We start from the raw sequence: 21,526 nt of genomic DNA, 5'->3' as shown, positions 1-21,526 counted from the left end.
CCGGGCGGCTCAGCGCAGCAGCCAGGTGTCCTTGCTGCCGCTCCCGGCGGCGTCCACCGGGCCCGGGTCGTCGCCGGGTGCCACCCGGGTGAGGGCGACCGGGAGCACGGCCGGCGTCGGGGCGGCCACGGAGAACACCCGCAGGTCGGCCGACCGGGGCCGGAGCACCCCGTCGACCAGCGCCGGGACGGTGGCCGGCGCGAGCGGCTCCCGGGCCACGAACCGGTGCGGCGCCGCGGCGATCTCGGCGTGCAGCGCGGTGACCTCCGCGGCGGAGCAGCCGGGACCGTGCACGACCCGCCGGCCGCCGTAGCCGGCCACCTCCTCGAGGTCCAGCTCGTGCAGGCGGTCCCGCACCTCGGTCCACGCGGCGGGGTCGGCCAGCACCCAGGTCCGCGCCGAGGGCAGGAGCGGCTCCTCCCCGAGGTAGAAGCGGATCATCTCCGGCACCCAGGCGTACCCGGCGGCGTCGTCGGCGACCCCGTTGCCGGGCACGTTGGCCACGCCCAGCCGGCCGGCCCGGACGGCCTCGGTGAGCGCCTGGTCCAGGGGCACGCCGGCCCCGGTCGGGAAGACGCCCAGCAGCGCGTCGTCGAACCGCCGGTAGAGGACGTCGACCGGCAGCCGGCCGCCGTCCACCGCCGCCTCGACCCCGCCGTCCCGGCGCGGCCACAGGTCGGCGGCGCGCACCAGGGGCGCACGCAGCGCCTCGGCCAGCACCTGGTGCTCGAACCACGCGCCGTCGCTCTCGCCCTGGGTGAGCACCGCGATCCGCGGTGCGCCGGGGCAGGCCGGCGGGGCCGCGGCCGCCAGGGCCGCCCGCAGCAGCGGCACCGCCTCGGCGGGATCCACCAGGCGCCGGCCGAACCGGGCGAGCAGCGCGGGGGTCACCGCCCGGGCGCTCTCCCGGTCGGTCAGGGCGTACCCGATGCCCGAGGGGCCCTGCAGCACGTCCCGCGCCACCACCCACCGGCCGTCCGCGGTCCGCACCACGTCGGACGCGGCGAGCGCCGCGCGCGGCTGGCCCGGCCAGGCCGCGGCGATGGCGGCGGGGTCGCGGCCGGGCGCGTGCGCCACGGCCCACTCCGGGAGCACCCCCGCCCGCACGATCTCCGCCGCCCGGTCGGTGTCGCCGCGCCGCCGCCCGGCCGGCCGGTAGGCGTCGGCCAGGAAGGCGTTCAGGGCGCGGTGCCGCTGGGTCACCCCGCGGGAGAGCGCCGCCCACGTGCCGGCGTCCACCGGCCGGGGCACCGGGTCCATGGGCACCGGGCGCAGCTCCTGCCGGCCGTCCACCCACACCGACTCCGCGATGCCCCGCTCGCGCCGCCGGGCGGCCAGGTCGTCGGCGGCCGCGGCCAGCCCGGCCACGCCCACCGCCTCCAGCGCACCGGCCAGCTCGACCCACCCGGGCCGCACCCGGCCGTCCGGGCCGACGGCCTCGTCGGTGCGGGAGGTGGAGTAGCCGGCGAACAGCTCCTCGCTCACAGCCACCGATCGAACCAGGCGGCGAGGCGCACGCCCAGCTCGACCAGGTTCGGGCGCCCCACGATGGCGTGCCCCTCCCCCGGGAAGAGCAGCAGATCGGCCCGGGCCCCGCGGGCCTGCAGCGCCTGGTGGGCCTGCACCGACTCGGCGACCGGCACGTTCGTGTCCCGGTCGCCGTGGACCAGCAGGACCGGCGCGCTCAGCCGGTGCAGCGCCGTCATCGGCGAGATCGCGGCGAGCAGCTCGCGGTCGGCGACGGGGTCGCCGTACTCGGTCACCGACGCCGCGGCCATCCACGGCTCGGTGCCGGCGAAGAAGGTCCGCAGGTCGCTCATCCCGGCCAGCGAGGTGCCGGCGGCGAAGAGCTCCGGCCACCGGGTGAGCGCGACCAGGGTCAGGTAGCCGCCGTAGGACCACCCGTGGGCGCCCACCTGCCCCGGCGCGGCGATGCCGGCGGTCACCAGCTCGTCCACCGTCGTCCGGACGTCGGCGAAGGAGGACTCGCGCGCCGGCCCGTCGTCGGCGGTCATGAAGGCCCGCCCGAACCCGCCGGACCCCCGCACGTTCGGCGCGAAGACGGTCAGCCCCGCCGCCACCATGCTCTGCGTGATCGGGGACCAGTTCGGCCGCGCCTGGCCCTCCGGGCCGCCGTGGAAGCTCACCACCGTGCGGTTGGGGCCGCGGCTGCCCTCGGGCACGTACAGCCAGCCGGAGAGCCGGACGCCGTCGGGCGCCACGTACTCGTGCCGGACCGGCCGCACGAGCCCCCGCGGGTCGGGCGGGGCCGGCGAGCAGGCCAGCGGCTCGGGGTCGCCGGCGCCGTCGAGCGGCACCCGCCACAGCGCCCGGGGCGCCCGCGGGCCGCTCAGCTCGGCGACCAGCGCATCGCCGTCGGATGCCGGCGCCCACCCGGAGAGCACCGCCTGCGGCAGGGGGATCCGCCGGACGACGGACCCGTCGGACAGCGCGTGCAGCCACAGCTGGCTGATCCCGGAGTTGTTCCACAGCGCGAGCACCGTGCCGTCGGGGCGCACCACGTAGCCGTCCAGGTCGGCGTCGGGCCGGCTCAGGACCGTCCGGCCCCGCCCCCCGTCGCCGTCCACCGGGACGGCCACCAGGCCGGCCCGGTCGGCGCCGGGCGGGCCGGGCAGCGCGGCCCGCACGAAGACCGTCCCGCCGTCCGCGGAGAACCGCCCGTCCTCCGAGGCGATGCCGCCCGGCGCGTCCAGCGGCAGGACGCGACGCTGCACGCCGGTGGGCACGTCGATGACGACGACGTGCCGGTAGGCCCGCGGGCCGCGGCGGGCGAGGACGGTGCGGTGGTCGGCGGAGACGGCGGTGACCAGGAGGAAGCCGCCGGAGGCCAGGGTCCGCCGCTCGCCGGTGACCACGTCGACCAGGACGACGTCGGCGTCGGGGCCGGCGCCGTCTGCGATGGAGCACGCGTAGTGCCCCGGACCGGCCCAGCAGCCGGCGAAGACGGCCGCCCGCGGGTCGGCGCCGGCCAGCAGCCGGCCCCCTGTCCCGTCGGGGCGGACCACGTGCAGCTCGGCGCAGATCGACCCGCCGGGGCTGACCAGGTAGGCCAGCCAGGCCCCGTCGGGGGACCACGCGACCGAGATGACCTCCTGATCGGCCCCGGACACCTGCACCGGCCGGCTCCGGCCGTCCAGCGCGGCGACCTCCAGGCGCGGCAGGCCGGACCGGTCGGTGACGTAGGCGATCCGCCGGCCGTCGGGCGACGGCGCCGGACACCACAGGGCGGTGGCGCCGGCGATCCGGGCGACCGCCGCGTGCACCTCGGCCGGCAGCGCCTCCGGCGGGGCGAGGGACTCCAGCGCGGGGAACCCCGCGGGCGCGGCCGTCCACGGGTCGGTCAGGGGACCGGCCATCGCTCCTCCTCGGCTCGGTGCGGCGCCGCCGGCGAGCGGCCCACTGTCTCGGACCCGCGTTGCCGGCAGATGTCAGCGGTGTCATCGGCGTGGAAACACCCCGCCCGCACCACCCGCCGGAGGGGGATCCGGACTGCGCGCCCCGCGCGCCACGCCGCGCCACCTCCGCGCGCTGCCCGCCGGACCCCGATAGCCTCGGAGACCGGGGTCTCGTCCGGGCCCGCCGCGCCGGCAGCAGGAGGTCGCCCCCATGCGCACGCTGCGCCTCGTGGCGCTCTCCGACGACGGGAAGAGCCTGATCCTCTCCGCCGAGGGCGCCGATGCCGACGGTGGTGACCGGTTCGAGCTGCCCATCGACGACCGCCTGCGCGCGGCCGCCCGCGGCGACGCCCGCCGGCTGACCCAGATAGACGTCGACCTGGGCACCGAGCTCCCCCCGCGGGTCATCCAGGCCCGCATCCGCTCCGGCGAGACCCCGGAGCAGGTCGCCGCGGCGACCGGCGCCCGGGTCGAGCGGATCATGCGGTTCGCCCACCCGGTGCTGCAGGAGCGCGAGCGCATGGCCGGGCAGGCGCGCGATGCCCGCGTGCGGCTCACCGAGGGCGCACCGGGTGCGGTCCTCTCCCAGTTCATGGTCGAGCGGCTCCGCCTCATCGACACCGACATCGACGCCGTGCAGTGGGACGCCTTCCGGGGCGAGGACGGCGCCTGGGTCGTCGTCGGCGCCTGGCGGGCGGGCGCCAAGTCCGGCACGGCGCGGTGGACCTACGACGTCCCGTCCCGCACGGTGACCCCGGCCGACGCCACGACCACCGACTTCGCCGAGGGCACCCGGCTGGTCCGGGTGGTCCCCGAGGTCCCGGCCGGCCCCCCGGTCGCGGCTCCGCGGAACCGGCCGGTGGCGGTCGTGCCCGACCCCGAGCCCGAGCCGCCCGCCGAGCCCGCTCCCGCCCCGGTGGAGGAGCACGTCCGAGACGTGCACGCACCGGACGGCACCCCGGGCTCCGACGACGACATGACCGCGCTGCTGGACGAGGTCGCCGAGCACGACACCGTCGTCCTCGGGCGGAGTGGCGAGACGCCGGACGACGAGGACCCCCGCGCCCGGATCCCGGCGTGGGAGGACATCGTCTTCGGCGTCCGCCGCAACCGCTGAACCGCGGGGAACACGCCGCCGCGGCCGGTAGTTCTCCAGGTATGAGTGCTTCGGTGTCCATGCCCCTGGGCGGCGTGCAGGTCGGGTCCTACGACAGCTACGAGCAGGCCCAGTCCGCCGTCGACTACCTGTCCGACGAGAAGTTCGCCGTCGAGAACGTCACCATCATCGGCACCGACCTGCGCATGGTCGAGACCGTCACCGGGCGCATGACCACCGGCCGGGCGGTCGCCGCGGGCGCCGCCGGAGGCGCCTGGTGGGGTCTGTTCGTCGGCCTGCTGCTCGGCATCTTCGCCGAGGACGGCGGGAACTGGTTCGGCTCGGTGCTGACCGGTCTGCTGATCGGTCTGGCGTTCGGCGCCGCCTTCGGTGGAATGGGCTACGCCGCCACCCGCGGCAAGCGCGACTTCACCAGCACCAGCAAGATCACCGCCAGCCGGTACGACGTCATGTGCCACCCCGCGCACGCCGAGGAGGCCCGCGCCCTGCTGGCCCGCTTCTCCCTCCGCGGCTAGCTACCGCAACGCGGCGAAGGCGACCGCCGCGGCGGCAGCGACCCCCAGGGAGTCCACCCCGGAGCGCATCGGGATGCGCGCGCGCACCCGCGCGGCCCGCTGCGCCTCCGCGGTGAGCCCCGGCCCCTCCGCCCCGAGCAGGACGGCGGTGCGCGGGTGCGCCCGGGGATCGACGTCGGCGAGGTCGACCGCGTCGGCCGCCGGGGTGAGCGCGACCGTCAGGTAGCCGGCCTCGTGCAGCCGGTCCAGGCCGCCGGGCCAGTCGGGCAGCACGGCGAACGGCAGCGACAGCACGTGCCCCATCGAGACCCGGACCGACCGGCGGTAGAGCGGGTCGGCGCACTGCGGGTCCAGCAGCAGGCCGTCGATCCCGAGGGCCACCGCCGAGCGGGCGATCGACCCCAGGTTCTCGGCGTCGTTCAGCGCCTCGAGGACGGCGAGCCGGCGGGGCGCCGCCGGCCCGGGGCCGGCGAGCAGCGCGTCCAGGTCCGCCGGCGGCCGCCGGTCGGCGGAGGCGACGACCCCGCGGGTGAGCCGGAAGCCGATGACCTCGGAGAGGACCCACTTGTCCGCCTCGTAGGCGGCGACGTCGTCGGGCAGGCCGAGCGCCGCCACCCGGCCGGGGACGCCGAACACCGCGCGCACCCGGTACGGCGAGCCCAGCAGGCGCTGCACCGCCGGAACGCCCTCGACGATCACCGGCCCGGTCCCCCGCTCCCGCCCGGCCGGCCGGTCGCCGGCCTTGAGGTCGCGGAAGTCGGCCACCCGCGGGTCGGCGGGGTCGGTGATGAGGACGGGTGCCGGCACGCTCGCCGATTCTGCCCGCCCCGTCCGGCTCCACCCGCGGGAGGGAGCCCGCGGGGCCGGCCTTCAGCGCGACCGGCCGCCTGCCGATCCTGCCGGGGTGAGTCCAGACACAGGCGGCGCCGGAGCCGCGCCCGCGCGGTGGGGGGTCTTCCCCCTCCTCGCCATCGGGATGGCCGCGCTCGGCATCGGCGTGGGTGCGGTGTTCCCGTACTTCGCCGAGCTGCTCGGCGTCCCGAGCAGCCACTCCCGGGCCGCGACCTTCCGCTCGGCCTGCCTGGCCGCCGGCCTGGTGCTCGGGGCCGCGAACTGGCTGCTGGCGCGCCGCGTGATCGGCTCCCGGCTGCGCCTGCTGGCGACCCGGCTGACCGAGGTGGCCGACACCGCGGGCGCCGCGCTGACCGCGCCGGGCGGCCCGCGCCCGGACCTGCGCCTGCCGGTGGACTCCGCGGACGACCTCGGGCGGACGGCCGCGGCGTTCAACGCGATGCTCGGCGCCCTGGAGCGCGAGCGGCGCTTCCGCTCGGTCGTGCACGCGACCAGCGACGTCATCGTCATCATCGACCTGGCCGGCCGGATCTCCTTCGTCTCCGACTCGGTCACCGACCTGCTCGGCCGGTCCCCCGAGGAGCTGCTGGGCCGGGTGCCCGACGACCTCGTCCACCCCGACGACCTGGCCGGCGGCGGCGCGACCGTGCGGGTCCGGCACCGCGACGGCACGTGGCGGCACCTCGAGGTGACCTCCGCCGACCGCCGGGCCGACCCGGTGATCCAGGGGCTGCTGCTCACCGCGCGCGACGTCACCGACCGGATCGAGCTGCAGGACCGGATCGCCCACCAGGCCACCCACGACGAGCTCACCGGGCTGCCCAACCGGGCCGCGGCGCTCGCCCGCGGCGCCGAGCTGCTGGCTCCCGGCCGCGGCGGGACGCAGGTCGCCGTGCTGCTCCTGGACCTCGACCGGTTCAAGGAGGTCAACGACACCCTGGGCCACGCCTACGGCGACCGCCTGCTCGCGCAGGTCGGCCCCCGGCTGCGGCCGCACGTGCGCGAGGTGGACGTCGTCGCCCGGCTGGGCGGCGACGAGTTCCTCCTCGTCCTGCCGGACGTGACCCCGGAGGGGGCGCGCGCCGCCGCCGTCCGGGCGCGCAGGGCCCTGGGCGAGCCGTTCGTCGTGGACGGGCTGGCGCTGGACGTCGACGTGAGCATCGGCGTCGCCGTCTCCCCTCCCGGGCCGGGCGACATCGACGCGCTGCTGCGGCAGGCCGACATCGCCATGTACACCGCCAAGGAGCGGCAGAGCGGCGTCGAGGTCTACGACCCGGCCGCCGACGGGCACGACCGCGGGCGGCTGGTGCTGCTGTCGGAGTTCCGGCGCGCGCTCGCCCAGGGCGACCTGGTGGTGCACTTCCAGCCGAAGGTCGCGCTGGCCACCGGCGCGGTGACCGGCGTCGAGGCGCTGGTCCGCTGGGCGCACCCGACCCGCGGACTGCTGGGCCCGGGCGAGTTCGTGCCGGCCGTGGAGCGGACCGGCCTGATCGAGCCGCTCACCGACCGGGTGCTCGACCTCGCCCTGGCCCAGGCGCGGGCCTGGGCCGCCCAGGGGCTCGAGGTGCCCGTCGCGGTCAACCTCTCCGCGCGGTCGGTCCACCGCGGTGACCTGCCGGACCGCGTCCTCGCCGCACTCGCCGGGCACGGGGTGCCGGCCGGCATGCTGTGCCTGGAGCTCACCGAGACCGCGCTGCTCACCGAACCCGAGCGCGCCCGGGACGTGCTCACCCGGCTGCGCGCCGCCGGGATCCGGATCTCCATCGACGACTTCGGCACCGGCTACTCCTCGATGGGCCGCATCCGGCACCTCCCGGTCGACGAGATCAAGATCGACCGCAGCTACGTCGCGGCCCTGGCCGAGTGCGCGGAGGACGCCGCGCTGGTCCGGTCGGCGATCGACCTGGGCCACCGGCTGGGGCTGACGGTGGTCGCCGAGGGCGTCGAGGACGACGGCACGGCTGCGTCCCTGCAGGCGCTGGGCTGCGACGTCGGCCAGGGCTACCTCTTCGGCCGCCCGCTGCCGGCCGACGAGCTGACCCGGTGGCTGACCGGGCGCCGTCCCGCCGCCCTGCCCGGCTGAGGGTCCGGCGCCACGGGCGCTTGACCGCTCCGAAGCAACTCATCTACCGTTGAGTTCATCAGCCGTTGAGTTGTCTGGAGGGCGCGTCATGGACGCCGTCACCGTCACCGATCTCGTCGTCGACCGCGGCCGGCGGCGCGTGCTGCCCGGGCTGTCGTTCACGGTGCCCGCGGGCCGGGTCACCGGCCTGCTCGGCCCGAGCGGCAGCGGCAAGAGCACCCTGATGCGCGCGCTGGTCGGCGTGCAGCGGGTGCGCTCCGGCACGGTCACCGTCCTGGGCCGGCCCGCCGGCTCCGCCGCCCTGCGCAGCCGCGTCGGGTACGTGACCCAGGCGCCGAGCGTCTACGCCGACCTGACCGTCCGGGAGAACGCCCGCTACTTCGCCGCCCTCTACGGCAGGGGCGCCCGGGCGGCGGACGCCGCGGTCGCGGACGTCGGCCTCGCCGACGCCGCGGGCCAGCTGGTCGCCGACCTGTCCGGCGGTCAGCGCGGGCGGGCCTCGCTCGCCTGCGCGCTGGTGGGCGACCCCGAGCTGCTCGTGCTCGACGAGCCGACCGTGGGCCTGGACCCGGTGCTCCGGGTCGAGCTCTGGGAGCAGTTCCACGCCCTCGCCCGCGCCGGGACGACGCTGGTGGTCTCCAGCCACGTGATGGACGAGGCCGCCCGGTGCGATCGGCTGCTCCTGCTCCGCGACGGCGCCCTGCTCGCCGACACCACGCCCGCCCGGCTGCGCGCCGACGGGCGGTCCGACGACCTGGAGGCGGCGTTCCTCAACGTCGTCCGCGCCCGCGAGGGGAGCCCGGCATGACCACCGCGACGACCGACCGCCCGCGCACCACGGCGGCGCACCTGAGCCCCCGGCTCACCACGGCGACCGCCGGCCGGGTCCTCCGGCAGCTGCGGCACGACCACCGCACCATCGCGATGCTGCTGGTGCTGCCCAGCCTGCTCCTGGGACTGCTCTACCTGCTCTGGAAGGACGTGCCCACGCTGCCGGGCCAGCCCGGCACCTTCGACCGGGTCGGGCTCACGATGCTCGGGATCTTCCCCTTCGTCGTGATGTTCCTGGTCACGAGCATCGCCATGCTGCGCGAGCGCACCTCCGGCACGCTGGAGCGGCTGCTGACGACGCCGGTGTCCCGGCTCGACCTGCTGCTCGGCTACGGCCTCGCCTTCGGGTCGGCCGCGGCGCTGCAGGCGGTGGTCACGGTCGGCGTGGCCACCACGGTCTACGACCTCGAGGTGACCGGCTCGGTGTGGCTGGTCGTGCTCATCGCCGTCGTCGACGCGGTGCTGGGCGTGGCGCTGGGCCTGCTGGCCAGCGCCTTCGCCCGCAGCGAGTTCCAGGCCGTGCAGTTCATGCCGGTGATCGTGCTGCCGCAGTTCTTCCTCTGCGGCCTGCTCGTGCCGCGCGAGCAGATGGCCGGCTGGCTGCAGGCGGTCAGCGACGTCCTCCCGCTCACCTACGCGGTCGAGGCGCTGCAGGAGGTCGGGCGGTCCGCGGAGGCGACGGGCACGATGTGGGCCGACGTCGGCATCGTGGCCGGCGCGGCCCTGCTCGCCCTCGCCCTGGCGGCGGCGACCCTGCGGAGGAGGACCAGCTGACGGCACGCAACCGGCCGACCGGACGGCGCCCCGGCAACCCCGACACCCGGGACGCCGTCCTCGCCGCTGCCCGGCAGGCCTTCGCCGAGCGGGGGTTCGACGGCGCCACCATCCGGCAGATCGCCGCGGCGGCCGGCGTGGACCCCGCGCTGGTGCACCACTACTTCGGCAGCAAGGACAAGCTCTTCCTCGCCGCCATCGAGGCGCCGGCCGATCCGGCCGAGCTGCTGCCGGACCTGCTGGCCGGCGGCCGGGACGACCTCGGGCGCAACGTCGTCCGGCTGCTGCTGACGGTGTGGGACGGCCCGACGCGGCCGGCGGCGCTCGCGCTGGTGCGGTCGGCGATCACCAACGAGTGGTCGGCGCGGCTGCTGCGCGAGTTCCTGGTCAGCCAGGTGCTCCGCCGGGTCGTGGGCACGCTGGGCCTGCCGCCCCGCGAGGCCGAGATCCGCGGCTCGCTGGCCGCCTCGCAGCTGATCGGCCTCGTCGTCGGCCGGTACGTGCTGCGGATCGAGCCGCTGGCCACCGCCACCGCCGAGGAGCTGGTCGCCAATGTCGGCCCGACCGTGCAGCGCTACCTGACCGGCGAGATCGAGCTGCCCCGGCGCTGACCGGCGTCCTGGCTCACCATGACGGGTCCTGGCTCACCATGACGGGTCCTGGCTCACCGTCCACCGTGAGCCAGGACCCGGAACGATCAGGCGACCTGATCATTCCGGGGCGCGGTCAGCGGGGGGCGCGGGCGAGCTGGCGGCTCTGCGCGACCAGCCGGCCGGTGGAGTCCCAGATCCGGTACTCCTCGTCCAGCCAGCCGCCGGCGACCTCGTTGGCCCGCGCCTCGGCCAGGCACCAGCCGGGCGCCGGCCGGGCCCGCACGAGCACCTGCAGCTGCACCGTCGGCGCCCAGCCCATGAGACCCATCGACCAGCTGGTGGGCGGCAGCACGTCGGCGAAGAGCAGCAGCGCCAGCGGGTCGGGCTCGCGCCCGTCGGCCAGCCGCAGCCAGGCCCGCATCACCGGCTCCCCCGACGGGTTGCCGGTCGCCCAGCCCGCCGTGGCCGGGTCCAGGCGGGTCTCGACGCGGTGCCGCAGCCCCACGGCCGGCACGGGGTGCCCACCCATCTCGGCGCCCGGCACGGCCTCCAGGCACTCCTCCACCGGGGGTGCGTCGGGCGCCGGCACCGCGCGCAGCGGGGCGTCGTCGCCGAGCGTCGCCGTCGTCACCTGCACGCTCAGCGTGGGCCCCGCGGCGCCGCTCAGGACGACGGCGGTGTGCGCCAGCGTGCGACCCACCGGTCCGGGCGTGACGGCCAGGGTGGCCGGGCCGGGCGGGGTCGCCCGCAGGTAGCTGGCCGACACCGCGACCGGGTGCGGGTGCGGGCTGTCGGCGAGCGCGGCCTGCGCGGTCACCGCGAGCAGGTACCCGCCGTTGAGGATGCCGCTGCCGACATCCCAGCCGGGCTGGAGATCGGCGGTGAAGCCGCCGCCCTCGGCCCGGCGGACGGCGGTCGCGCGGTCGAACTCGGAGTCGGTGGGAGGGAGCTGGTCGTCCTGCGGCACGGCGACCAGGGTGCCAGGGTGCCGGGCATGGACTACACCCACCTGGGCCGCAGCGGCCTGCAGGTCTCCCGGTTGTGCCTGGGCACGATGAACTTCGGCTGGAAGACCGAGGAGGGCGACTCCCACGCGATCCTGGACCGGGCGCTCGCCGAGGGGGTCAACTTCGTCGACACCGCCAACGTCTACGGCTTCGACGCCGGCAAGGGCCGCACCGAGGAGGTCCTGGGCAGCTGGTTCGCCCAGGGCGGCGAGCGCCGGGAGCGGACCGTGCTGGCCACCAAGGTCTACGGAGGCATGTCCGACTGGCCCAACGACACGTTCCTCTCCGCCCGCAACATCGTGCGCGCCTGCGAGGCCTCGCTGCGCCGGATGCGGACCGACTGGATCGACCTCTACCAGTTCCACCACGTCGACCTGGCCACGCCGTGGGAGGAGATCTGGCAGGCCTGCGAGACGCTGGTCGCCCAGGGCAAGGTGCTCTACGTCGGGTCGTCGAACCACGCCGCGTGGCAGCTGGTCGCGGCCAACGGCGCAGCCGACCGCCGGCACTTCCTCGGCCTGGTCAGCGAGCAGTCGCACTACAACCTGCTCACCCGGCACGTGGAGCTCGAGGTGCTGCCCGCGGCCCAGCACCTGGGCATCGGCGTCATCCCGTGGAGCCCGCTGGCCGGCGGCCTGCTGGCCGGCGTCCTCGGCAAGCAGGACGGCGGACGCCGCTACGAGGAGCGCCAGCAGAAGCGGGTGGAGCGGCACCGCCCCGCCCTGGAGCGGTACGAGTCGCTCTGCCGGGAGGTCGGGCAGGACCCCGCCGACGTCGGCCTGGCCTGGCTGCTGCACCAGCCGGCGGTCACCGCGCCGATCGTCGGCCCCCGGACGATGGCGCAGTTCGAGGGCGCCCTGCGGGCCCTGGAGGTGCGCCTGGACGACGAGCAGCTGGCCGCGCTGGACGAGATCTTCCCCGGCTACCGGCCCGCACCGGTGGAGTACGCCTGGTAGCAGGGCCAGGCGGCGAGGGTCTCGTGGCGGGCGCCGGCACCGAGCCGGCTCTCCACGAGCCGGACCTCCCGGACCGGCCAGCCGGGGCCGCGGTAGCCGGCCAGCCGGTCGGGCAGGGTGCCGTCGGCGGGCCGGCCGGGGCGCCAGCGGCCGAGCGTGAGGTGCGCGCGGAAGGGGCGTTCCTCGACCGCGAGCCCGAGGGCGCGCGCGGCGCCGGCCAGCCGGTCGGCGAGCTCGGCCAGCGCGGCGACGTCCCCCTCCACACCGGCCCAGGCCACCTGCGGGCGCCGGGCCGGGCCGAACCGCCCGCCGCCGGCCAGCCGCAGGCTCATGGCCGGCGCTCCGGCGACGGCGGCGCCCACCGCGGGGACCAGCCGGGGCAGCACCGGATCGGGCACCTGGCCGAGGAAGAGCAGCGTGAGGTGCCACGTCGCGGGCGGGGCCCACCGCGGCGCACCGGGTGCGTCCCGCAGCGGGTCGAGCGCGGCGTCGAGGTGCCGCCGGGCGGCCTCCGGCGGGTCGACGGCGACGAACAGCCGGTGGGCGCTCAGCCCTCCACCCGCAGCCCGGCCGCCCGCAGCGCGCAGGTGACGCGCAGCCGCTCGACCTCCCGCGCCCGGCCCTCGGGCACGGTGGCCAGCCGGCAGTCGACGCCCACCATGCCTGCCGCCTCCGCCAGCACGTCGTCGTAGGCCGCCATCAGCGCGCGGCGCCGGACCATCGACGAGCCGGGGGGCACCAGCTCCACCTGGCGGCCGAGCCGGCGCAGGTCGGCGGCGACCGCCTGCAGCGGCCGGGCGGTCGGCGCCGGGGAACGGGCGGCGCGACGGCGGGCGGTCCACTCCTCCGCCCACCGGGCGAGCGGGCCAGCGCCGGCGACCAGCGCGGCGAAGACGGCGAGCAGCGCGACGAGCTCGAGCAGTGCGGTGGCCATGTCGTCCCCCAGCGCGCGGGTGGATCGGTGGCCTCGACGGTACGCGCGCGGGCGGGCTCAGACCGACTGCTGGCCCGGCGCCTGCTCGGCGGCCTTCTCCGCCACGGCCCGCACCTGCGGGGGCGGGACGGCCGGCCGCTGCGGCCCGATCACCAGCCGCGCCTGCAGCGGGCGCCGTCCGAGCTCGACCCGCACCGACCGGCGGCGGGCCAGCAGGGCGGCGGCGCCCAGCCCGGCGACGACGCAGACCCCGCCGCCCAGGATCAGCCCCCAGGGCGCCCCGAGGTGCTCGGAGATCCAGCCGACGAGCGGGGCGCCCACGGGCGTGCCGCCCATGAAGCACATGAAGTACAGCGCCATGACCCGGCCGCGCATCTGCGGCTCGACGCCCAGCTGCACGAAGCTGTTGTTCGCCACGCTGAACACCAGCGCCGCCGCACCGGTGGGGACGAGCAGCAGGGCGAAGGTCAGGTAGCTCGGCATCAGGCCGGCCACCACCGTCATCGTCCCGAACAGCACCGCCGAGCCGACCAGGAACCGCTGTCGGGGCCGGACGCTGCGGCGGGTGGACAGCAGCGCGCCGGACAGCGACCCCACGGCGAAGGCGGTGGACAGCAGCCCGAACGCCTCGGCGCCCAGGTCGAAGGTCTCCCGCGCCATCAGGGCGATGGTGACCTGGTAGTTGAAGCCGAAGGTGCCGACGACGAAGGCCAGCCCCATGGCCAGCACCAGGTCCGGGTGCGCCCAGGTGTAGGCCAGGCCCGCCCGGAGCTGACCCTTGCCGCGCGCCACCGGAGGGCTGGGCTGCAGCTCGTCGGTGCGCATGCCGGCCAGGGCGTAGATGGTGAAGGCGAAGCTGGCCGCGTTGAGGAAGAAGGCCGGCGCGGTGTCCCCGGAGGCCGCGCCGATGAGCAGCCCCGCCAGGGCCGGGCCGATCAGCCGGGCGCCGTTGAAGATCGTGGAGTTCAGGCTCACCGCGTTGGTGAGCAGGGCCGGGCCGACCATCTCGGAGACGAACGCCTGCCGGACCGGCGCGTCGACGGCCGAGACCGAGCCCAGCGCCCCGGCCAGCACGAACACGTGCCACAGCTGCACGGCGTCGGTGACCACGAGGATGCCGAGGACCAGGGAGAGCAGGCCCATGGCCGCCTGGCTGGCCAGCAGGATTCGGCGCTTGGAGTAGCGGTCGGCCAGCACCCCGCCGTACATGCTGAGCAGCAGGGAGGGGCCGAACTGCAGCGCGGTGATCAGGCCGAGGGCGACCCCGTTGTCGTCGGACAGCTGGAGCACCAGCCAGTCCTGGCCGATCCGCTGCATCCAGGTGCCGGTCAGGCTGAGCAGGTTCGCCGAGGCGTAGCGGCGGTAGTTGCGCACCCGGAGGGCGCGGAACATGCCGCTCCCCTGCTCCGACGTCGTCCGCTGGTCAGTGCTCGTGCAGGTCACCCACCGGCGAGCTTGCCCATGATCTCGGCCGCCTCGCGGAGCACCGCGCGCTCCTCGACGGTGAGCTCGTGCAGCCGGCCGGCCAGCCACGCCTCGCGCGCCTGCGCCTCGGCGGTGAGCATCTCCTCGGCCGCCGGGGTGAGCTCGATGACCACCTGCCGGCCGTCGGTGGGGTGCGGGGTCCGGGTGACCAGACCGGCGGTCTCCAAGGCCACGACCACGCGGGTCATCGACGGCGGCTGCACCCGCTCGTGCCCGGCCAGCTCCCCCGGGCTCATCGGCCCGTGCTGCTTGAGGGTGGAGAGCGCGGCGAGGTGGGTGAGGGTCACCGAGGTGTCGACCCGCTGGTTGCGCAGCCGGCGCGAGAAGCGCATGACGGCCAGCCGCAGCTCGTGCGCGAGCGCGGCGGTGTCGAGCGTCGTCCGACCCACGATCGCTAGCCTACCTAACCTTCGGCCGCGGCCCGTCGGCTCAGAACAGCTGCTGCAGCGGCTCGAGGGCGAAGTAGACGAGGAACATCGCGGCCACCACCCACATGAGCGGGTGGATCTCCCGGCGCCGGCCGACCGCCACCCGCAGCAGCACGAAGCTGATGACGCCCGCTCCGATGCCGTTGGTGATCGAGTAGGTGAACGGCATGAGCGCGATGGTGAGGAACGCCGGGATGACCAGGGACATGTCGTCCCAGGTGAGGTACTTGATCTGGCTGATCATCAGCGCGCCGACGATGACCAGCGCCGGGGCGGCGGCCTCCGAGGGCACCACGGCGACCAGCGGCGTGAAGAAGACCGCGACCAGGAACAGCAGGCCGGTGACGATGCTGGCCAGCCCGGTCCGGGCGCCGTCGGCCACCCCGGCGGTGCTCTCGATGTAGGTGGTGTTCGACGAGACGCTGCCCGCGCCACCCGCGGCGGCGGCCAGGGAGTCGACCAGCAGCACCGGCTGCGACCGGGGCAGGTTCCGGTTCTCGTCGAGCATGCCGCCCTCGGCACCGACGGCGGTCACCGTGCCGACGGTGTCGAAGAAGTCGGCGATCATGATCGAGAAGACGATGAGCAGTGCGGCGAGGACGCCGATCCGCTCGAACCCGCCGAACAGAGAGAAGTTGCCCAGCAGCGAGAAGTCGGGGCTGCCCACGACGTCCTCGGGCAGGGCCGGCACCTGCAGCGCCCAGCCGCGCGCGTTCTCCGCGCCGTCGGCACCGAACCGCGGGCCGACCTCGGCGATCGCCTCGACGACGATGGCCAGCACGGTCGTGACCACGATCCCGATGAGCAGCGCGCCCTTGACCTTGCGGACGACCAGCAGGCTGGACAGCAGCAGGCCGACGACGAAGACCAGCATCGGCCAGCCCGCCAGCTGGCCGCCGATGCCGAAGCTGATCAGCGGGTTGCCCGGCCGGATGATGCCGGCGTCGGCCAGGCCGATGATGGCGAGGAAGAAGCCGATGCCGACGGCGATCGCCGTCTTCAGCTGGGCCGGGATGGCCTCGAACACCGCCCGGCGGAAGCCGGTGAGCACCAGCACGGTGATCAGCAGGCCCTCGAGCACGACCAGGCCCATGACCTCCGGCCAGGTCAGCTGCGTGGCGGCGAAGACGGCGACCAGCGCGTTGATGCCCAGTCCGGTGGCGAGCGCGAACGGGTAGCGGCCGACGACGCCCATGAGCAGCGTGAGCGCGCCGGCGAGCAGCGCGGTCACCGCGGCGATCGAGCCGAACGGCAGCACGGTGCCCTCGACGTCGGCGCCCGGCGTGCCGTCGGGGCCGGCGATGCTGGTCAGGATGATCGGGTTGAGCACCACGATGTAGGCCATCGTGAAGAAGGTGGTGAGCCCACCGCGCACCTCGCGGCCGACCGTCGACCGCCGGGCGCTGATCTCGAAGTAGCGGTCCAGGCCGTTCTTCGGCCGCACCCGGGGGCCCTCGCTGCGCCGCGGCCCGGGCGTCCCGGCCGAGACGTCGGCCGGGGTGCCACCGTCAGCGGCCGGAGCGGCGCCCGCGGCGGTGGCGCCACCGGAGGGACGGGACTTCTGCGGCATGCGGACTCTCCGGAGGTGCGGGCGGCCAACGAGCGGCGACAGCGTGCCACATGCGCGGGCCTGCCGGGCTCGCTCGTGACCAACCGCACGCCTAGGGTGCCCCCGTGCCACAGAAGCAGGCCCCGCCCCCGTTGCAGGTCGACACCGTCCGCGTCGTGCTGGCGGGGATGGCGCTGTGGGCGGTGGCCCTGGTCGTCCTGCTGCTGCTCGGCGACCGGGTCGACCGGATGTGGACCTGGACCTGCGTCGCCGCCATCGGGCTGGCCGTCCTCGGGCTGGGCGTCATGCGCCTGCAGGACCGCAGGGGGCGCCACGACTGACCGGTGGGGTCAGTCGGTGAGGACGTCGTACTCCGAGGTGTCGTAGCGGGCGGAGGTGACCACCTCGGTCTCCTCCACCGTCACGAGCGTGGCCTGGCTGTGCGCCCCGCAGCCGTAGTCGGCGGCGACCACGCGCCCGTCGCCGGGGGCGTAGGCGTTGCCGCAGGCGCCCAGCGTCTGCCGCAGCGAGCCGGCCAGCGGCAGGTAGAAGCCGCAGGTCGCGCAGGGGCCGGGGGCCTGGCGCGCCATCGGCGACGAGGGCCCGAACTCACCGGCGTTCCAGCGCGCCACCGCCTCCGAGCGTCCCTCGAGGGACATGACCCGCTCCCGGCCCAGCCCGATCTCGCGGGCCACGACCCGCCCCTCCGGGTCGTCGGCGGAGTCGTCGTCGACCGTGTAGGTCGGGACCAGCCGGGGATCGTCCTCGGTGGCCGGGAGCACGTCGCCCACCGACAGGTCGCCGGGGCGCAGCCGCTCGTGCCACGGCACCCAGGCCGGCGCCAGGATCGCCTGGTCACCGGGGAGCAGGACCACCTCGTCGACGGTCACCCGGTCCTCGCCGGGCACCGCCGCGACGGTCACCGCCCAGTGCCACCCGACGTAGCCGGGGAGCCGGCTGGCGAAGGTGTGCGTGCGCACCTCGCCCAGGACCGGACCGGCGTCGGACTCGGGGACGGCGCCCAGGTGGTCCCCCACCAGGTCGGGGCTCCCGGCGGTCTCGACGGCGGCGGCGCGGGCGATGGACTCGGACACGTCCCCCATTGTGGCCGACGCCGGGGCGGACGTCTGCGACCGCACTCCCAGGTCGGTGCGGCACCATGGGCGCGTGTCCCCCTCCCGCCGCCCCTCCGGTGTGCGCCGGCGGACGCGGCTGTCCCGGCGACCGGCCCCGTCGGGGCCCGACCGGGTGGACACCACTCCTCTGGGCGTACCCAGGCCGCAGACCCGGCCGATGCCCACCGCGCCGGCGCCCCGGGCGGGTGCCGACCCCCAGCCCGAGCCCCCCACCGAGCCCCAGGGCCAGCCCCGGGCCCAGCCCCAGCAGCCGCCGAAGCTCACCGTCACCCGGGTCGCCGCCGCGCGCAGCCGTGAGCTGAGCGCCGCCGCGGCGCGGCGCGTGCGGGCCGCCAGCCGGGCCGACGGCGCGGGTGAGAGCGGGCTGACCCAGCTGCTGTGGGTCAACGCCCTGCACATGGCCGGGGACGCCATGATCGCCGTCTCGCTGGCCGGCACCCTGTTCTTCGCCGCCACCACCGACGCCCAGCGCGGCAACGTCGCGCTCTACCTGCTGGTGACGATGGCGCCGTTCGCCCTGCTCGCCCCGGTCATCGGACCCGCGCTCGACCGCCTCCAGCGCGGCCGCCGCTGGGCGCTGGCCGGCTCGCTGACCGGGCGAGCGGTCCTCGCGCTGGTCATGGCCGCGCACTTCGACGACCTCTGGCTGTACCCGGCGGCGCTCGGCGTCCTCGTGCTGTCCAAGGCGCACAACGTGCTGCGGGCGGCGGTGGTCCCGCGGGTGCTGCCGGGCCCGATGTCGCTCACCTCGGCGAACGCACGGCTGTCGGTGTTCGGGCTGGCGACGGCGGGGGTGGCCGGCGGCCTGGCCGCCGGGATCGCCGCGCTCATCGGGTTCGACTGGGAGCTGTGGGCGACCGCCGGGGTGTTCCTGACCGGCGCGGTGCTCGCCGTCCGGCTCCCCCCGCACGTCGACGTGCCCGCCGGCGAGGAGCCCGCCGACGTGCTGCGCACCGCCGAGCTCCCGGTGGCCGGTCGCCGGCGGCGCCGGGTCAGCCCGCACGTCGTGCTGGCGCTGCGGGCCAACGCCGCGCTCCGGGGGCTCGGCGGCTTCCTCACCATCTTCTCGGCGTTCCTCGTGCAGGCCACCTTCTCCGACGGTTGGGAGGCCACCCTGGCGCTGGGGGCGATCGCCGCGGCGGCCGGCGCGGGCAGTTTCCTCGGGACGGCGGTCGGGTCCCGGATGCACAGCGCCGCCCCCGACCAGCTGGTCCTCTACGCCGCCGGCGCGGCCGCGGCGGTCACGGTCGTCGCCGCCGTCTTCTACGGCTTCGGGATGGCGATCCTGGTGGCCGGGGTCGCCGCCGTCGCGAACGCGCTGGGCAAGGTGTCCCTGGACGCGATCATCCAGCGGGAGGTCCCCGACCGCCTGCGCGCCTCGGCGTTCGCCCGCTCCGAGACGGTGCTGCAGCTGGCCTGGGTGGTCGGCGGCGCGTTCGGCATCGCGCTGCCGCCCACCGGCTGGCTGGGCTTCACCGTCGCGGCCGCGCTGCTCGGGCTCGCGGTGGCGCTGATCCTCTGGAGCCTCTACCGCAGCCGGCGCCCGGCCGCCGCGACGGGGTCCCCGGAGCCGCCGGCACCCCCGGTGGGACCGTCGTGGTCGTGAGACCGACCGCCCCCTCGCTCCTGATCGCCCTCGCCACGGCCGGCTCGCTGGCCGCGTGCGCGGGCGAGCCGGCCACCGCCGAGGACGTCCGGGTGCAGACCGGCGGCCAGGACGTCACCGCCCGGCCCACCCAGTACTGCCTGGACGGCGAGGGGCAGCGCTACGAGACCACGCCGCCGATCGTCGAGGTCTCCCCCGACACCGCGATCACGTTGACGGTGCCCGAGAGCATCGCCGAGCGCGGCTGGCAGGTGCAGGTGTTCGACGACGAGCTGCAGGAGGTGATCGGCGAGGTCGACGTCCCCGAGGGCACGGAGACCTTCGACGGCATCAACTCCTCCGACGTCGCCCCGGCGGCCTTCTACCTGGTCGTCGTGGAGGACGCCGGCGGCGAGTGCGGTGAGTTCACCGCCGCCTGGCCGGTCGGCTTCCTGCGCGCCGGCGGTTAGCCCTCGAGGTCGGTGGCGACGGCGCGCAGCACCGAGGCGACCTTGCGGGCGTGACCCCGGTCGGGGTGCCGGTCGTGGCGCAGCCCCTCGGAGACGTCGTCCAGCAGCTTGATCAGGTCCTCGATGATCGGCACCAGCTCGTCGGGCTTCTTCCGGCTCGCCGCCGCGACGGTGGCCGCCACCGACGGCAGGGGGTCCAGCAGCCGCACCTGCAGCGCCTGGTCGCCCCGGCGGCCGGCGACGATGCCGAACTCCACGCGCTGGCCGGGCTTGAGGTCAGTTCCGCCGGGCAGCGCGTCCTTGTGCACGAAGACGTCCGGGCCGTCCTCGCGGGAGAGGAAGCCGAACCCCTTCTCCGCGTTGAACCACTTCACTCTGCCGGTGGGCACGGTGGATCCTCATCCTCGCTGGAAGTCGACGGCGGCACGAGCGCCGCTCGCTGCACAGGTTAACCGCCGGGTGCCACCGCCCGGACCTGCCTTTTCCGCGTCGCCACCTACCCTGACCCGGTGCCCGAGCCCGCGGACGGCCCCGACCACCCCGACTACCGGTTCACCCTGGCCAACGAGCGCACCCTGCTGGCCTGGCTGCGCACCGGGCTGGCGCTGGTCGCCGGCGGGGTCGCCGTCGCCACCTACGCGCCGGACCTCGGGGTCGCCTGGGCCAGCGCGGCGATCGCGCTGGCGCTGGTGCTGATCGGTCTGGGCGCCGCCCTGGCCGGGTACCACCGCTGGCGGTCCAACGAGGCGGCCATCCGCGCCGACCGGCCGCTGCCCCAGGGCTGGGTGGTGCCCGCCGCGACCGCGTCGGTCGCCACCGTGGTGGTCGTGGTGGGGGTGCTGGTGGCGCTGGAGGTGCTCCGCTGACCGGCCAGGAGGCGCCCGGGGTCGCGGGCGAGCGCACCGACCTGGCGTGGCAGCGCACCGGGCTCGGCGTCCTGGCGGTGGCCGGGCTCATCGGGTTCCGTGCGGTCAGCGCCGACCGGCCCGCGCTGGTCGTCGCCGCGGGACTGGCGGCCCTCGTCGGCCTGGCGATCCTCGGCGCCCTCGTGCCGCTGCGCTCCCGGCAGCTCCGGAACGCCGGCGCTCAGGGGGTGGACGCGTCCAGCCCGGTGCTGGTCGGCGCCGCGACCGCCGGCGTCGTGCTCACCGCGCTGGCCGCCGCGGTCGCCGTCCTCATCCCCGGCTGACCCCGGGGACGATGCCCAGCCGGTCGATCAGGACGAGGAAGGCGACGGCGAAGTCGTTGCCGTCCACCTCGCGGGCGACCAGGTCCCAGTCCACCTGCTCGCGCATGGCCCGGGCGACCGGCAGCAGGCGGCCGAAGTCGCAGTAGTGCTCGTCGAGGGCCATCAGCTTGGAGACGACGATGTCGGTCGGCGCCATGACCGGCATCTGCACCGAGAGCACCGGCAGCACCTCGGCCCGGTCGACCAGGTCGGGCTCGGCGGGGCGCCCACAGCTCCGCCAGATGACGTCGACGAAGACGTCGTCCCGCACCACCTTGAGCAGCCAGTCCTCCGCCGGGTCGACGACCTGCAGGCCGGCATCGGCCAGCGCCTTCGCCGCCCGCTCCGCCTCGCCCGCCGGCACCAGGAAGTCGGCGTCGTGGTCGGGCTCGGGGGCGCCGCGCACCCAGGCGGCGTAGCCGCCGCAGAGCGCGAACGGCACGTCGGCCTGCTTCAGCGCGACGGCGGTGCGCTTGAGGAGGTCGTGCACCTGCTCGCGGGGGGACGTCTGCACCCAGCGCCTGCTACCCGTACGGGCCGACGGCACACGGAGGGGTAGATCCGCCG

Annotated in this window: 24 protein-coding genes; 12 read left to right on the top strand and 12 right to left on the bottom strand. The window is 76.2% G+C overall.

Annotation, left to right across the window (positions count from 1 at the left end):
- Positions 1 to 9 precede the first annotated feature (9 nt).
- Entirely contained in the window at positions 10 to 1,485 is a 1,476-nt protein-coding gene (locus tag BD833_RS15410; protein ID WP_166534036.1) for a circularly permuted type 2 ATP-grasp protein, read from the bottom strand.
- The gene (locus BD833_RS15405) at positions 1,482 to 3,377 is read right to left on the bottom strand and encodes a S9 family peptidase (RefSeq protein ID WP_166534035.1); all 1,896 of its coding nucleotides are present in this window, start codon (positions 3,375 to 3,377) and stop codon (positions 1,482 to 1,484) included. Before BD833_RS15405 ends, BD833_RS15410 begins: the two co-directional genes overlap by 4 nt.
- 250 nt (positions 3,378 to 3,627) lie before the next feature.
- On the opposite strand from BD833_RS15405, the gene sepH reads away from it, so the two are divergent.
- Together sepH and BD833_RS15395 are read left to right on the top strand one after the other, a co-directional pair.
- Positions 3,628 to 4,533, top strand: a complete 906-nt coding sequence (gene sepH, locus BD833_RS15400; RefSeq protein ID WP_166534034.1) for a septation protein SepH — start codon at positions 3,628 to 3,630, stop codon at positions 4,531 to 4,533.
- Positions 4,534 to 4,592: 59 nt separating this feature from the next.
- Positions 4,593 to 5,048 carry a YflT domain-containing protein gene (locus tag BD833_RS15395; RefSeq protein ID WP_243737719.1) on the top strand — a complete coding sequence of 152 codons (456 nt, stop codon included), beginning with the start codon at positions 4,593 to 4,595 and terminating at the stop codon, positions 5,046 to 5,048.
- Here the strand turns inward: BD833_RS15395 and BD833_RS15390 are convergent, their stop codons facing one another.
- Positions 5,049 to 5,855 (bottom strand): TrmH family RNA methyltransferase, encoded by an 807-nt coding sequence (locus BD833_RS15390; RefSeq protein WP_166534032.1) that lies wholly within the window; start codon positions 5,853 to 5,855, stop codon positions 5,049 to 5,051.
- 97 nt (positions 5,856 to 5,952) lie between these two features.
- Between BD833_RS15390 and BD833_RS15385 the strand changes: the two genes are divergently transcribed.
- From BD833_RS15385 to BD833_RS15370, 4 genes are all read left to right on the top strand, one after another.
- Positions 5,953 to 7,983 carry a putative bifunctional diguanylate cyclase/phosphodiesterase gene (locus BD833_RS15385; protein WP_166534031.1) on the top strand — a complete coding sequence of 677 codons (2,031 nt, stop codon included), beginning with the start codon at positions 5,953 to 5,955 and terminating at the stop codon, positions 7,981 to 7,983.
- An 88-nt stretch (positions 7,984 to 8,071) separates the two neighbouring features.
- Positions 8,072 to 8,791 (top strand): ABC transporter ATP-binding protein, encoded by a 720-nt coding sequence (locus tag BD833_RS15380; protein ID WP_166534030.1) that lies wholly within the window; start codon positions 8,072 to 8,074, stop codon positions 8,789 to 8,791.
- On the top strand, positions 8,788 to 9,588 hold the full coding sequence (locus BD833_RS15375; protein ID WP_208092697.1) for an ABC transporter permease: 801 nt from the start codon (positions 8,788 to 8,790) through the stop codon (positions 9,586 to 9,588). Before BD833_RS15380 ends, BD833_RS15375 begins: the two co-directional genes overlap by 4 nt.
- Complete coding sequence (locus BD833_RS15370) at positions 9,504 to 10,199, top strand: TetR/AcrR family transcriptional regulator (RefSeq protein ID WP_208092696.1); 696 nt, start codon at positions 9,504 to 9,506, stop codon at positions 10,197 to 10,199. The genes BD833_RS15375 and BD833_RS15370 overlap by 85 nt, the downstream gene beginning before the upstream one ends.
- 115 nt (positions 10,200 to 10,314) lie before the next feature.
- On the opposite strand, the gene BD833_RS15365 is transcribed toward BD833_RS15370, so the two are convergent.
- Positions 10,315 to 11,148 carry a thioesterase family protein gene (locus BD833_RS15365; protein WP_166534029.1) on the bottom strand — a complete coding sequence of 278 codons (834 nt, stop codon included), beginning with the start codon at positions 11,146 to 11,148 and terminating at the stop codon, positions 10,315 to 10,317.
- 27 nt (positions 11,149 to 11,175) lie between these two features.
- Between BD833_RS15365 and BD833_RS15360 the strand changes: the two genes are divergently transcribed.
- Positions 11,176 to 12,144, top strand: a complete 969-nt coding sequence (locus tag BD833_RS15360; RefSeq protein ID WP_166534028.1) for an aldo/keto reductase — start codon at positions 11,176 to 11,178, stop codon at positions 12,142 to 12,144.
- Here BD833_RS15360 and thpR read toward each other — a convergent pair.
- From thpR to BD833_RS15335, 5 genes are read right to left on the bottom strand one after another with little or no spacing between them, the layout of a single operon-like run.
- Positions 12,111 to 12,680 (bottom strand): RNA 2',3'-cyclic phosphodiesterase, encoded by a 570-nt coding sequence (thpR, locus tag BD833_RS15355; protein WP_243737718.1) that lies wholly within the window; start codon positions 12,678 to 12,680, stop codon positions 12,111 to 12,113. The two genes, BD833_RS15360 and thpR, sit on opposite strands and share 34 nt — an antisense overlap.
- 11 nt (positions 12,681 to 12,691) lie before the next feature.
- Complete coding sequence (locus tag BD833_RS15350; RefSeq protein WP_166534002.1) at positions 12,692 to 13,078, bottom strand: hypothetical protein; 387 nt, start codon at positions 13,076 to 13,078, stop codon at positions 12,692 to 12,694.
- A gap of 57 nt (positions 13,079 to 13,135) precedes the next feature.
- Entirely contained in the window at positions 13,136 to 14,470 is a 1,335-nt protein-coding gene (locus BD833_RS15345; protein WP_166534027.1) for an MFS transporter, read from the bottom strand.
- A gap of 47 nt (positions 14,471 to 14,517) precedes the next feature.
- Positions 14,518 to 14,952, bottom strand: a complete 435-nt coding sequence (locus BD833_RS15340) for a MarR family winged helix-turn-helix transcriptional regulator (protein WP_166534026.1) — start codon at positions 14,950 to 14,952, stop codon at positions 14,518 to 14,520.
- 40 nt (positions 14,953 to 14,992) lie between these two features.
- The gene (locus BD833_RS15335; protein WP_208092695.1) at positions 14,993 to 16,561 is read right to left on the bottom strand and encodes an NCS2 family permease; all 1,569 of its coding nucleotides are present in this window, start codon (positions 16,559 to 16,561) and stop codon (positions 14,993 to 14,995) included.
- Between the two features lie 104 nt (positions 16,562 to 16,665).
- Here BD833_RS15335 and BD833_RS15330 point away from each other — a divergent pair, with 104 nt between their 5' ends.
- On the top strand, positions 16,666 to 16,881 hold the full coding sequence (locus BD833_RS15330; protein ID WP_166534025.1) for a DUF2530 domain-containing protein: 216 nt from the start codon (positions 16,666 to 16,668) through the stop codon (positions 16,879 to 16,881).
- Between the two features lie 9 nt (positions 16,882 to 16,890).
- Here BD833_RS15330 and BD833_RS15325 read toward each other — a convergent pair whose 3' ends face one another.
- Entirely contained in the window at positions 16,891 to 17,643 is a 753-nt protein-coding gene (locus BD833_RS15325; RefSeq protein WP_166534024.1) for a DUF3027 domain-containing protein, read from the bottom strand.
- Between the two features lie 190 nt (positions 17,644 to 17,833).
- Between BD833_RS15325 and BD833_RS15320 the strand changes: the two genes are divergently transcribed.
- Both BD833_RS15320 and BD833_RS15315 read left to right on the top strand, forming a co-directional pair.
- Positions 17,834 to 19,282: an MFS transporter gene (locus BD833_RS15320; RefSeq protein WP_243737693.1), complete on the top strand. Its 1,449-nt coding sequence runs from the start codon at positions 17,834 to 17,836 to the stop codon at positions 19,280 to 19,282.
- Complete coding sequence (locus BD833_RS15315; protein WP_243737692.1) at positions 19,279 to 19,731, top strand: DUF2771 family protein; 453 nt, start codon at positions 19,279 to 19,281, stop codon at positions 19,729 to 19,731. Before BD833_RS15320 ends, BD833_RS15315 begins: the two co-directional genes overlap by 4 nt.
- On the opposite strand, the gene BD833_RS23545 is transcribed toward BD833_RS15315, so the two are convergent.
- A complete protein-coding gene (locus BD833_RS23545; protein WP_166534022.1) occupies positions 19,728 to 20,120 on the bottom strand; it encodes a cold-shock protein in 393 nt (130 codons plus the stop codon). The two genes, BD833_RS15315 and BD833_RS23545, sit on opposite strands and share 4 nt — an antisense overlap.
- Before the next feature lie 120 nt (positions 20,121 to 20,240).
- Between BD833_RS23545 and BD833_RS15305 the strand changes: the two genes are divergently transcribed.
- Together BD833_RS15305 and BD833_RS23480 are read left to right on the top strand one after the other, a co-directional pair.
- Entirely contained in the window at positions 20,241 to 20,597 is a 357-nt protein-coding gene (locus BD833_RS15305; RefSeq protein ID WP_166534021.1) for a YidH family protein, read from the top strand.
- Between the two features lie 77 nt (positions 20,598 to 20,674).
- Complete coding sequence (locus tag BD833_RS23480; RefSeq protein WP_424945174.1) at positions 20,675 to 20,920, top strand: hypothetical protein; 246 nt, start codon at positions 20,675 to 20,677, stop codon at positions 20,918 to 20,920.
- Here the strand turns inward: BD833_RS23480 and BD833_RS15295 are convergent.
- Entirely contained in the window at positions 20,907 to 21,473 is a 567-nt protein-coding gene (locus tag BD833_RS15295) for a nucleotidyltransferase family protein (protein ID WP_166534020.1), read from the bottom strand. The two genes, BD833_RS23480 and BD833_RS15295, sit on opposite strands and share 14 nt — an antisense overlap.
- Positions 21,474 to 21,526 lie beyond the last annotated feature (53 nt).

The organism is Blastococcus xanthinilyticus (assembly GCF_008124835.1).
GTDB lineage: Bacteria > Actinomycetota > Actinomycetes > Mycobacteriales > Geodermatophilaceae > Blastococcus > Blastococcus xanthinilyticus.
This window is presented reverse-complemented; position numbering and strand designations above follow the sequence as displayed.